This is a genomic window from Paraglaciecola sp. G1-13 (assembly GCF_055809255.1).
This window is the reverse complement of sequence record NZ_CM147903.1, coordinates 5117995-5130911: the sequence shown is the minus strand read 5'-3', so window position 1 is coordinate 5130911 and position 12917 is coordinate 5117995. Positions and strand designations below refer to the sequence as shown.

Genomic DNA, 12917 nt, shown 5'->3' with positions numbered 1-12917 from the left:
AGCGAAAAGATACGTTCGTGATGCAAATTAACCTGATCCCTTTGGGTGAAGAACACAGCGTAGATATTTCTGCGCTGGCCATGAGGTCGAAGGCTTATTGGGGATATTCATCAACATTTATGCAGCAGTGCGCGCACGAACTGACTTATTCTGCCCAACAAATCGCCCACGACGATTTTCACTTTGTTGGGGCGTTTTCCTCTTTTATCAATCAAAACTCATCACCCTTAGGCTTCTATGCACTTCAGCGTATTTCCCGTGAAGAAGCAGAATTATTGGCGTTGTTTGTTTGCCCAACTCAAATTGGTTGCGGTTTAGGGCAAGCGTTACTGCAACATGCAATAAGTGTGGCAAAATCACAGCATTTCACTTCGCTCGTGATCTACAGCGATCCAAATGCAGCCGCCTTCTATGCAAAAAATGGCGCTAGACGAGTAGGCACGCAGCCTTCAGGTAGTATCGCAGGCCGTGAACTACCGGTTTACCAGATACAGTTGTAACTAGCTCTTAGGCTGATTTGATCTGTGAGTACTTCATGGCATTCAACATCTATTTTTACGTCTTATGGATAGTTTGGCGTGCGCTATTGCGCTTTTTTCAGCAAAACTAGGGCTTTGCCTACTCAAAGTGAGCGTAAATTCTGATAATATCGCGGTATAAACTCGTCCGTTAACAGTGAATTTTTCATGTCAGATCGCGTTATTCGAATTGCTACGCGCAAAAGTGCTTTAGCCATGTGGCAAGCAGAATATGTTCAAGCCAAATTACTTGAAGCTCATCCCCAACTTAAGGTGGAATTGGTGCCTATGTCGACACAGGGCGACCGGATTTTGGATACGCCATTAGCCAAAATTGGCGGCAAAGGCCTGTTTATTAAAGAGCTCGAAGTCGCCATGAGCGAAGGCCGCGCAGATATAGCGGTGCATTCAATGAAAGACGTACCCGTTGATTTCCCAGCAGGCTTTGGCTTGCATTGCATATGCGAACGGGAAAACCCCTATGACGCATTTGTATCAAACACCTATGCCAGCATCGAAGAATTGCCTCAAGGCGCAATAGTCGGTACATCCAGTTTGCGCCGTCAGTGCCAGATTCGCAGCGCCCGCCCAGATTTAACCATTCGTGACCTGCGCGGTAACGTTAACACGCGTTTAGCCAAATTAGATGACGGCCAATACGATGCCATTATTCTGGCCGCTGCTGGTTTGATCCGCCTTGAAATGCAAGATCGCATCAAAACCTATATCGAACCTACTGTGTCCCTGCCCGCTGTTGGCCAAGGTGCTGTAGGCATTGAATGTCGTAACGATGACACTGAGCTAATCGAATTACTCAAGCCGCTAAATCACAGCGACACGGAATCACGGGTCAGAGCCGAACGTGCCATGAACGCCAAATTAAATGGTGGGTGCCAAGTGCCTATCGGCAGTTATGCCGTCTTAAACGGTGACGAACTGTATCTACGTGGATTAGTCGGCTCACCCGATGGCAGCGTACTTTTACAGGCTGAGAAACGTGGCAATGTGAATGATGCACTTAGCATCGGCGTTGATGTGGCTGAGCAACTGCTTAAAAAAGGCGCGGGTGACATTCTTCAGGCGTTATATAAAGATTAAACTATGACTGTGCTGATATTCCGCCCAGAGCAAAAATGCGCCCCAAGCGCAGCGCGCTTTATTACTGCGGGTTTACCTGCGGTTGGCGTCGGCCTGATTAGCACACAAGCCAGTCATGAAGCTCTGAGCTCATTGCCGAGCGCACTTAGCGCCCTATCCTCTGGTGACGGTATTATTGTAACCAGTACGGTAGTCAGTCAGCTATTGGCGCAGCAGCGCATTGAGCTACCAAATTCCGCGACAATTTTTGCCGTTGGTAGCAGTACTGCCCAAGGTCTACGGGCACAAGGTTACGACGTGACTGTGCCTCTCGTGCCTACCACCGAAGGCTTGTTAGCATTGACGCCCCTGAAAGAAATAGCAGGGCATAAAGTTGTTATTATAAAAGGCCAAGGCGGCCGTGAAGATTTAGCCCAACAACTTACCCGGCGCGGCGCTACTGTTTTGCTAGCAGATATTTATCAAAGGATAAAAATTGCCACGCCTAAAGCCACACAAGAGTGGCAAGCAGAGCAGATTAGATGCATCATTGCTACCAGTGGTGAAATAATAGATACGGCGTTTGAGCATTTCGATGCTAAGTGGCTACAATCTTTACCTTGGATTGTGGTAAGCCCACGAACTGAACAAATTGCCGTAAAACAAGGTATAAAGACAATATTTGTCAGCGATGACGCTAGCGACCAGGCACTTATTCGCCGTGCCAAGGAATTTTTGGAGCATTAAATGGCAAACCAATCAGATACAAATAATTCATCAGGCGGCAAGCCAAAGAGCGACACGCCTCAAAATAAGCCAGAACAACCGAAAGATAAGTCCAGTAGCGCACCTTCAAATGCGCCCTCGAGTCCAGCAACGAGCACAGCGTCCACAGCGGTAATAACCCCTGCTGCGCCAAAAGCGGAGTCGGCTGCTCATGGCACGAAAAAGAATCCTACAGCTCCTTTGAAAAGCGACAACAACGTGAAAAAGACGACCAGTGCAAGCGATAGTTCGGGTACACCTAGTGCCACTTCCCCCACCAAAAATCAAAAAAATCAGAAGCCGGCTAAAACCGGTGTTTTGTGGTTTGTTACTATCGTCAATCTGCTGATTTTATTATTGATTGTGGCCGGTGCTTATTGGGGCTGGACACAGTGGGAGCAGCAAAAGCAGACTCAACAGTCGACCCAAAGTGAGCAACAAGACATTCTAACGCGCCAAGCGCAGCAAAATCTGTCTATTACTGATGAAGTGAAAGAGCAAAATAGTCGTCTTGAATCACAGCTACGTAGTGTCAACCAAGAGCTACAAAGCGCTCTTAAAGAGGCGGAGGCTGCGAACAATCAATCTCAGGCCAATAAGCAAATGCTAAGCAGTATCGCCGGTCGTCGCCCTGCTGATTGGTTACTTGCTGAAGCAGACTTTTTAGTCCGCATGGCTGGTCGTAAGTTGTGGTTAGAGCATGACCTAAAGACCGCGATAGCCATGCTGCAGTCAGCTGACAGTCGCCTACAAGACTTAGACGACCCAAGCTTACTGCCCGTACGAGAACGCTTGGCGAATGACATTCAAACTTTGGCCCAAGTCAATCCTGTGTCGTTATCGTCTATCGCATTGCAAATCAGTGCGCTGCTGTCCCAAGTTGACCAGTTACCACTTAATACCTTCGAACGCCCTGATATCGCGCCCCAAGGCGGTGAGGACGTGTCCGATTCAGTCGATGATTGGAAAGCCAACTTATCTCGCGCATGGGCAGCATTCACCAAAGACTTCTTTAGCTATAAAAAGAAGGAAATCGAAGTTCAGCCTTACATGTCGGCACAGCAACAATGGCTGGCGACTGAGCAACTAAAGCTTTCTTTGCTACAAGCCCAAAGCGCCGTGTTGAAAGAGAATATTGAGCTTTATCAACAATCATTGCAAAACGCGCAACGGGTGCTAGACGAAAGCTTCGCTGTTGACGAGAGCGCAGTAGTGCAATTTGACCAACGTATTGAAGAATTGGCTGAAACCGATATTGAGCGCGTCTATCCAAGTCAGTTTAACGCAGCCCCGGCGCTGCAAGACATCATTCAGCAACGTATCGACAATGTCTTCGTTAACGGAGCTAGCCAACCATGATAAGAATTTTAATGGTCTTCGTGGCCTTGCTTATTGCCGTGTTGGTTGGCTCTTTAATATTCGACGACAAGGGCTATGTGTTTATTGATTTCGCTGGCTACGTTGTTGAAATGAACGTGTTTTCCATGGCGATAATGACGATCCTGGTTATCGTAGGTTTGTTACTCTTTTCATGGTTAATCAAAAAGTTAATCATGATCATCTCAGGCTCAAAAAACTGGCTAGGCAACTGGGGTTCACGTAAAAAGAAACGCGCATTCACCAATGGACTTATCGCATTGGCCGAGCAAAACTTCCTTGAAGCTCGCAAGCAACTTGCCAGTATCGAGCAAGAAGATTTCGATGGCTTAAACTTGCTTGCCGCCGCCGAAGCAGAGCTACAACTGCAAAACCCAGCAGGTGCGCAAGAATACTGGCGCTTAGCCACGTCTTACCCTAAATCAGCCTTTGCTGCCCGGTTATGTCTGGTACGCGATCACTTGCAAAATCAGCACCCGGTCAAAGCCCTCGACATTTTGGATGAGCTCGACGACAAACAAAAACGCCAACGTTCCGTCCTGACTCTGCGAGCACAAGCATTGGTTCAAGCGGGTAAATGGCAAGAATTAAAAGACCGCTTACCCTCTTGGAAAAAAGCCCTAGGTGAACATTACGAACACTATATGCAGTTAGCATCAAAAGGTAACTTTGCCGAAATCGCCAGTAAAGAGGGGGCAAACCAGCTGAAAGAAAATTGGCATTCACTGCCTAAGTCGACAAGACGCGACCCTGCTTTACAAGCAGCGTACGTTAAGCAGCTCATTGACCAAGGTATGCATATCGATGCCGAAGCAGCACTGGGCGAGTATCATAAAAACAAACCCCACCCTATGTTGTTACCTCTTTATAAAGAGTTAAAATTGTCTCAGCCAACCACGTCGCTGAAACAGCTAGAACAATGGTTAAAAGCAGACGACATGAATGTCGAGCTACTCTCGACCTTAGGTGCAGTTGCCTATAACGCCAAGGATTTTAGTTTGGCCGAAAAAGCCTTAAGCAAAGCCATTAAGCTGGGCAATCGTCAGCAAGATATATTGCTGTTAGCAAAGATAAAAGAATCGCAACAAGACAATCAGCAAGCCCTGGCTCTTTACAAACAAAGCTTGGCCCAACCCAATGAACTGACTAAAGCGGAATAAGATGCGACATATTATTGCAAAAGCGAAATGGCTACTGACCATTTCGCTTTTTTTTGTAAGCAGTACAGGCCTGCAAGCCGAAACAGATCGCACCTCTCCAGCGTTTGAACTGGTGGTGCTAGGCGACAGTGGCGGTATACAAGACGGAAACTTGAGCGCCTTTTTGCTGCGCTCTGTCACCGAGCCTAACTATGTGGCATTAGATGCAGGCACCTTGGTCAATGGGATAAATCAAAGCGTTGAGCAAGGCGCGTTCGACGAATTGGCCATAGTGGATGATGATAAATGGGGTAAAGCGGGTAGCATTTTGCGTCATCATGTTAAAGGTTACTTAATAAGCCATGCTCATCTCGATCACATCAATGGCATGCTAGTGGCATCTCCAGAGGACAGCAAAAAAAGCATTTACGCGATTCCATCAGTGAACACCATGATCGGTGAAACCTACTTTAACGGCAAAGCATGGGCTAATTTTAGCGACCGAGGTATTCCTCCTATGCTAAACAAATACCAAGTAGTGGACTTGCTACCAGGCAAAAAAGCAGCAATCGCCAACACTGCGCTAAATGTCACTGCTTTTAGCTTGAGCCACCCAGTAGAGTCCAGCGCGTTTGTGATTGAGCACGGGGACGATATATTCGTTTACTTCGGTGACACTGGCCCAGACATAGTGGAAAAACAAGGCAAGTTAGACGCCATCTGGACATATCTCGCTAAACAGATAAAGCACAAAAAACTGCGGGGCATGATTATCGAAACCTCGTTTGAAAACGACCGCCCCCATAACTTATTGTTTGGCCATTTAACGCCCGAGTTGCTGATGAGTGAGCTCGAGAGCTTCGCCGCTAAAATAGGTGGTGAAAAACCCCTTAAGGGTCTGAATGTGGTGATCAGCCATATCAAATATACTTTGGCAAAAAACGTCGACCCTAGAGCTAACATCAAACAACAACTGGATGAAGCAAACAACTTAGGCCTTAACATCATTATTCCACAGCAAGGTCAGAAGCTGCAGTTTTAGCCTAAATGAGTAAGTGATGATGGCCCCACAAAAAAGCGTATTGAATACAATTCAATACGCTTTTTTTATATTTGTATATGACCTCAGGCTACAAGCAGAGCTCGCGCAAGGGAATGGTTGCTGCACCAATTGAGACAGGGTGCTTCTCTATGCCCGATACCACAATTTTAGGCATTGGGCGCTTCGCACCTCGGCGAAATTGTGCATACACGTCGATACGCGGAATGACCATTTCAGCCAACTCTTTAGGGATATGCCCGCCGATGATAATCGCTTCTGCATCCAATAAAGCAGAGCAACAGGTGGCGACTAAATCAAACGAATCTTGCACCTTGAAAATCCATTCTTCTACACCTGGCCAGTTCGGATCAAACTCTTCATGCAAGTTATAAATGGAGCTGAATTTCACACCATTTTTCTTCAAGATCCGCTTCAGTAATTCTAAATTGGGATGAGCGTAAATTTTTGATGGCAACATATCGCCCAACTCACCGGCATTACCATAGGTACCTCGCAGCACCTCCGTGTTGGTCACAACGCCGCCACCAAAAGCTGATGAAACAAATAAATAAACAAAGTTCTTATATTGGCGACCCACGCCCGCTACACCCTCACCTGCCGCCGCGCCTGTGCCGTCATTCACCACCCAAGTAGGCAATGTAAAGTGACTTGAGATAATCTGCACAATATCCACTTGTGACCATTCTTCAAGCATATGGTGGGTGTTCATCTTGCCATCCATTGAGCTAAAGAAACCTGAAATTCCAACCCCAATCCCTAGTACGCGCGACTCATCGAGTTTACAGCGCGCACTTAGTTCAGCGATAAGTTGTTCCGTCGCCTCAAGCACATGTGCAATGCTCATGTCGTCCATTTCGCGGAACTCTGTGGCCATGACATTGCCTGCAAAATCCATCACCGCCACGCCGACAGCATCTAATAATATCGATACACCAAAGGTGCAGGCATAGTCAGGGTTTAGCTCGATGCCAAAACCCGGTTTACCTTTAGGATTAGGGATCATCTCTTCGGTTTGACGCAGCACCTTTGATTGGGTCAGGCCTTTTAATAAGCGGGATACGGTTTGCTGAGGAATTTTGGTGGCAGACACCAATTGGCTTTGGGTGACACGCTGTTCCCAAAAGACAATTTTGATAATATCGCGCTCAATATCTTGGAAAAGCTTACTGCCTTTTCCGAGTTTAAAACCAGAACGCAAATATTGACTGTTGTCGATTGAGAACATAAGTAATACATCTACCTTAAAATTGCTATAGCCTATTTGAAAGCTCAAATAAGAACAAGCAGTGTTATTTTTAAAGCGTTATATTTCAATGCCTAAGATAAGTAAAGCACCCTAGTTAGGGCGCTTAGTGTCAGCATCTAACTGATTTACACTCAGGCTATTCGATAATAATCGCTCTAAAGTCATTAACGTTGGTGTTCGTTGGACCGGTAATAACCAAATCGTCGATGGCCCCGAAAAATTTATGGCTGTTATGCGAGGCTAATAACTCAGCAGCACTGACGCCCGCAGCAGCTGCACGATTTAGAGTAGAGCTATCAATGTACGCACCTGCAACATCCTTACTGCCATCCACACCGTCAGTGTCACAGGCCATAGCAGATATCCCCTCAATGCCGTCAAGCTCTAGTGCTAATGCCATCAAATACTCTTGATTAGGCCCACCGTCGCCATACTCTTTGCCTACGGTAACCGTTAGCTCACCGCCTGAAAATAACATCACTCGCTCGCCATTCGCTCTGCATGCTAATGCTTGCTGAGCATGAGCTTTAGCCACGTCACGAGCTTCCCCTTGAATTTCGTACCCGAGCACTTTGGTTTGCCAACCTTGTTGCTGTGCTACCGCAATGGCGGCATCAATTGCATGCTGAGCGTTGGCCACAATATGATACTCACTCGGCGCGCTATGTTTTGGTGCCACTTCAGGTTTAGCCAAGTAGTTGGCAATACTGCCTACCGGTGTCCAATGGTATTTTTGCAAGATAGCGGCCGCTTGTGCCTTGGTTGAAGGGTCTGAAATGGTTGGCCCAGAAGCGATATCCGCCGGGTTGTCACCCACCACGTCCGATATCATCAAGGTCACGTGTTTTGATTTCGCCGCTTGGGCGAGCCTGCCCCCTTTGACCAAGGACAGCTGTTTACGCACTGTGTTTATTTCATCAATGCTGGCACCGCTGCGCAGCAAAAACTGATTTAGTTGCTGCTTATCTGCGAACGGTACGTCATCCACAGGTAAACACATCAATGACGAGCCGCCACCAGAAATCAGAAACAAAATCGGGGTTGTTGCGGGTGTCTCGCGCACTAAGTCGAGTAACGCTTTACCTGCCACCAAGCTGTTATTATCTGGCGTGGGATGATTTGCCGTGAGCACTTCAATTTTACCGGTGTCACCTGCGCTTTCATATCCGTAGCGGGTCACAACCGCGCCGTAGCACTTGTCACCTAACACTCGGTAGGTTTCGGCGGCCATTTCAGCTGCAGCTTTACCCGCCCCCACAACACAAATGCCGTTGCTTGTATCAAGCTTGCTTAACTGCTCGGCCATGCAAGCACTGGGCTTACAGGCCGCAACAGCGGTGTTGAATAACTCGAGTAGAAAAGCGTGATATTTCATTCTTTAACCTTAAACAAACGCGGTGGGGATATATAAACAAAAGGCGATCATAGCGGCGAACATACCCAGTAACAGGACGATGTCTTTGGTGGTCAAAATTGACAGAGACACGGGCGCAGCTGCGGCTTCTTCTTCGCTTGGCTGGTAAGTAAAAGGTTTGACTTTGCTCATCATCATTGCCATCACAATCGTGACGACGAAGCCGATAAAGTTCCACCAGAACCAGAAAATTTCAGGCGCTATCATCGAGATAAGCAAGTTAAATAGCACCCCGCTAATAAGCCCAATGTTGACGTGTAAACCCGACGTGCTTTTGGTTAATACTGCTAACAAGAACACGGCAAGAATAGGCCCGTAGAACAAAGAGCCGACCTTGTTAATCGCCTCAATAATCGTTGGCGCGATGTTGCCAGCATAAAGAGATAGCACCAAAGTAATCGCGCCCCACACTAAGCCCATGTATTTAGCCAATTTCAGGTAGCCGCCTTGGCTTAATTCTTTATTAGTTATGCGGCAGTAATCTTCAATGGTCACCGCAGACAGCGAGTTAATTGCCGAGCTGAGCGATGACATAGCGGCAGCCAATATTGCGACAACCAATAAGCCGATAAGTCCATGAGGTAAGTAATTTAAAATGAACATCGGCATCATCCAGTCTGGATTATCCGTCGGGATCTTGGCCATAAAGCTAGGCTCAGTCATGGCTAAAGTACCCACAATCAAACCCGAGAAACAATACAAAATTGTGATAGGAAAACGAATAACGCCATTGGCTAAAATCATATAGCGCAGGTTGTCAGGATCTTTTGCTGACAACGCACGCTGGGCTTGGGTTTGGTCACAGCCGTAATATGACGCGTAAAGTACCACACCACCGAATATCATTGGCCAGAAGCCAAAGCCATCGCCGCTAAAGCCGAACGAATCAAACTTAACCGCTTGCAGGCGGTCTGCATCAACATTGGCAACAAATGAATCCACGCCACCTAGGTAATACAAGCCGTACCCGATACAGGCCACAGTGCCTAAGATGATGATAACCATTTGAATGGCATCGCCGTAGACCACCGCTTTCATACCGCCTTGCAGCGAATAAAGCACGGTAATGACACCGGTTAATAAAATGGCTTGCCATGCTTCGATACCCATGGTGCCTTGCAAAATAAGCGATACGGCGTAAATCATAATACCGGTCGCAAATGCCCGGCTAAACTGAAACACAATACTGATCAACACACGAGTGGAGCGACCAAAGCGCATTTCTAAATAATCGTAAATACTGACAATGCCAGCGCGGTAAAGCTTGGGCAGAATAGTCGCCAGAATAAGGATCATGGCCAGAGGCACACCTAATTCGTACGACAGCCACTGCATGCCGCCACCTTCACGCAATCCCACAAAGGCGGGGGCAGAGATAAAACTAATTGCTGATAACTGAGTGGCCATGACCGACAACGCCAAGGGTTTCCAACCTAGACTTTTCCCACCCAGAAAATAGTCACTTTTATTTGTCTGTTCTCGCAACATAAATCCCATGACTAACAAAGCCACCAAATACAATGCAACAACCAAAAAATCTAGAGTATTCATAATTTTATTCACATATCTGCACGAACGTAAACCATACCGCTGGTGCTACTAAATTGAAAGAACGGTGAATAGTTGCTCACTGAGATACCTTTCAGTGAGCAAGCTATTCAACCTAAATGGCGCAAGGAAGCGCCAGTACACACAAACTTACTTTAGAAATCATATCGTGCTGTTAAGCTCACTCTGCGTGGCAAGACTGGGCGACCCACGAAGAACTCGCCACCCGACACTTGGCTGTTACCTTGACGAGGTGAGCCTTCGGTAATGCCGTCAGTGTCGAACAAGTTCCATACACTGACGCCGACACGAATTTGCTGATCGTTATTTAGCTCCCAAGAATAACCGGCACTTAAGGTCGCAATAGTGTGGCTTTCCAGTTCGACTGAGTTATCGTCGTTCGCATAAGCATCACCGAAGTAACTCAAGCCTAAGCGCGCATCAACAAAGCCATTGTTATAAGAAACCGCAAGATTACCCGAGAACTCAGGCTGTCTTCTTGGTTGCTTACCTACGTTACCGCCTTCGCTAAATTCAGCGTCTTGGTAGGTCACGTTACCCTCAAGGATCACTTCGTCTGTCATATTCCAGCGAGTAATCACTTCAGCGCCTGTGGTTTCCGTTGATTGCTGCTTCACCACTTCTAGCAAGCCGCCTGAGCCATCATTTTCGAAGTCCACTGAACGGCGATTATCCAAGTTCGCTATGAACAATGACGCATCTATGTATAAATCTTCTGGGAAATACTTAAAACCAATCGCGCCCAGGGTAATATCTTCGCCCTCGTAGCTTTGTGGTTCACCGTTTTCGTTAAACGTGATACTTCTGATCTGCGGGAAGAAATAACCGGTTGACGCATTCGCGTATAGGTTCAGGTCTTGATCATCCATTTTGTACAACACAGCCGCCGAGAATGCCGCTTCGGTTGTAGCCACTTCACCGTAAGTAAAACGCCCGTTACCTGTGGTGTTAACTTGTAAGTTCGGTGCTAATGATGGGTCGTCATTTACCACAACCACTTCACTGCCTTCAGATTTAGTTGTCCCTTCAGCACGTTCAACACGCATACCGACGTCGAGTGCCCATTGGTCATTTTCCATCTGGTCCGTTACGTAAAACGCCATACGCTTACTGGTTAAATCTTTATTGGTGTAACTTGTGCCTGGCCCGACAATACCGTTTTTCGAATATTGCACTGTATCACCCGCTTCATTGGTAAAAGACAAGTCAACCAAGCGCGCGCTGTCGCCATTGCTAAAATCGGCTAAATAGCTGGAGATAATGTTGTAATCCATCTGCGATGAGTTGATGAAGAAGGTACCGATATTCACGGTATGGTCAAAACCGCCTGCCTCTATGTCACCTGTTAAGTTGAATTCAGTACTGAAGAAATCGCCGTCGCGCTGGCGATCTAATAAGCGGTTACCGAATAACAAGTAATCTTCTGGCAATGCATTGCCTGTTTCAGACCATGTATAGTTAGCGCTGCCTAGTGAGCTTAAAACGTCACCGTTTGCGGTGCGACCTAGGTTATTCGCGTAACCTTCTTGCGTTTCTGGCGTGTTGGCAATGCCGTCGCCATCCAAGAATAAATTGAACTGGTGGTCATAGCTGGCGACTTTCGCTTTACCCGCTAAGCGCCAGTTGTCGGTTAACTCTTTTTCAAAATCAACCCCAAATGAACCGCCTTCTGTAAGTACACCATTTCGAATAGGTGACTCGTAAGTGCCATCGGCTGTGTCGTAACGTAAATCGGCTGCGGCAACGGTTTGAGCCACATAGACGGTTTCGCCATCATTACCGGTTAAACGCTCGCGGCTGTCACCTTCAAGCGGTAAAGGAAGGAAAAACTGCACTTGGTCATCAATCATTTGACCGTGGAAGGTAATATGGCCATCGTCGAATTCTTTACGAATGTTACCTCTAAGTTGGTAACCCTTGGTTTCTAAGCCTGTTTCTAAAGGGCCTTCATCGTAACGATAGAAACCAGAGATCGCGTAATACAAGTTTTCATCACTGGATAACGCACCGCTATTATAGAAGTCTGTTCTAACACGGCCTTCTTCGGCGATTTCGACCTGCACTGTGGTTTCTGGGTCGTCACTGCCCGTACGCGAAATATAGTTGATAATGCCGGCCACTGACCCTGGGCCAAACAAGTTAGACACACCACCACCGACGTACTCGACTCTTTCTATGCCGATGTCAGGACGGTAGTAAACATCTTGTGCTGACGATGTCATGCCAGATTGAAAAGCGGGCATGCCGTCGTAATTAAGGGGAGTAAACTGAAATTGACCACCAGAGGGTAAACCACGAACGAATGCGTTGGTTGCGACTTCACCCCCGCCCCCCTCTACTTTAATACCGGGAACACTCATGAGTATGTCAGCTTGACTCGAAAAACCTGTGTTGGCGATTTGGTCTTTACCAATCAAGGTCGTTTTGGCTGGGGTGTCTGCTTCAGTACGTGCAACACTAGAACCGGTAACAATAATATTTTCATACTCATCATTGTCAGGGGTTTCCGTATTTGCTTCTTGGGCCATTAATGGGGTGGCAAAAAGTATCGAAACTGCACAGGCAATAGGTGTCATTTTCATGGTGTTCTCCAACTCTTTTTAAGATGGTCAATGTCAATGGTGTGTATTCGTCACTTATTCGTTATTAATGTGGCGAACGTTCATTTAATGTTATTAATTTGTTACTTCGAAACGGATTAAAACACACGAAAAAAACATTTACAACCCATAATGAGTGCTTTAAGATT

The 12917-nt window shown here is 46.8% G+C and carries 10 protein-coding genes; 6 read left to right on the top strand and 4 right to left on the bottom strand.

Translation table 11 applies throughout. The features are described 5' to 3' along the window. Positions 1–20 precede the first annotated feature (20 nt). The 6 genes from AC0L6N_RS21860 (at position 21) to AC0L6N_RS21835 (ending at position 5918) form a co-directional block, all read left to right on the top strand. Positions 21–500: a GNAT family N-acetyltransferase gene (locus tag AC0L6N_RS21860; protein WP_473481415.1), complete on the top strand. Its 480-nt coding sequence runs from the start codon at positions 21–23 to the stop codon at positions 498–500. 186 nt (positions 501–686) lie between these two features. Continuing rightward, positions 687–1616: a hydroxymethylbilane synthase gene (hemC, locus tag AC0L6N_RS21855; RefSeq protein WP_473477683.1), complete on the top strand. Its 930-nt coding sequence runs from the start codon at positions 687–689 to the stop codon at positions 1614–1616. A 3-nt stretch (positions 1617–1619) separates the two neighbouring features. Beyond that, positions 1620–2342, top strand: a complete 723-nt coding sequence (locus AC0L6N_RS21850) for a uroporphyrinogen-III synthase (protein ID WP_473477681.1) — start codon at positions 1620–1622, stop codon at positions 2340–2342. Beyond that, positions 2343–3719, top strand: a complete 1377-nt coding sequence (locus tag AC0L6N_RS21845; protein WP_473477679.1) for a uroporphyrinogen-III C-methyltransferase — start codon at positions 2343–2345, stop codon at positions 3717–3719. Beyond that, positions 3716–4897 (top strand): heme biosynthesis HemY N-terminal domain-containing protein, encoded by a 1182-nt coding sequence (locus tag AC0L6N_RS21840; protein ID WP_011573268.1) that lies wholly within the window; start codon positions 3716–3718, stop codon positions 4895–4897. The genes AC0L6N_RS21845 and AC0L6N_RS21840 overlap by 4 nt, the downstream gene beginning before the upstream one ends. 1 nt (position 4898) lies before the next feature. After that, positions 4899–5918, top strand: coding sequence for an MBL fold metallo-hydrolase (locus AC0L6N_RS21835; protein WP_473477676.1), 1020 nt, complete (start codon positions 4899–4901; stop codon positions 5916–5918). Between the two features lie 88 nt (positions 5919–6006). Here AC0L6N_RS21835 and AC0L6N_RS21830 read toward each other — a convergent pair whose 3' ends face one another. The 4 genes from AC0L6N_RS21830 to AC0L6N_RS21815 all read right to left on the bottom strand — a co-directional run bounded on the left by AC0L6N_RS21830 (position 6007) and on the right by AC0L6N_RS21815 (position 12750). Further along, on the bottom strand, positions 6007–7164 hold the full coding sequence (locus tag AC0L6N_RS21830; RefSeq protein WP_041713163.1) for an ROK family transcriptional regulator: 1158 nt from the start codon (positions 7162–7164) through the stop codon (positions 6007–6009). A 157-nt stretch (positions 7165–7321) separates the two neighbouring features. Then, on the bottom strand, positions 7322–8560 hold the full coding sequence (locus tag AC0L6N_RS21825) for a glycerate kinase type-2 family protein (RefSeq protein WP_473477674.1): 1239 nt from the start codon (positions 8558–8560) through the stop codon (positions 7322–7324). A gap of 9 nt (positions 8561–8569) precedes the next feature. Beyond that, positions 8570–10150: a sodium:solute symporter family protein gene (locus AC0L6N_RS21820; RefSeq protein WP_011573264.1), complete on the bottom strand. Its 1581-nt coding sequence runs from the start codon at positions 10148–10150 to the stop codon at positions 8570–8572. A gap of 152 nt (positions 10151–10302) precedes the next feature. After that, complete coding sequence (locus tag AC0L6N_RS21815; protein ID WP_473477672.1) at positions 10303–12750, bottom strand: TonB-dependent receptor; 2448 nt, start codon at positions 12748–12750, stop codon at positions 10303–10305. Positions 12751–12917 lie beyond the last annotated feature (167 nt).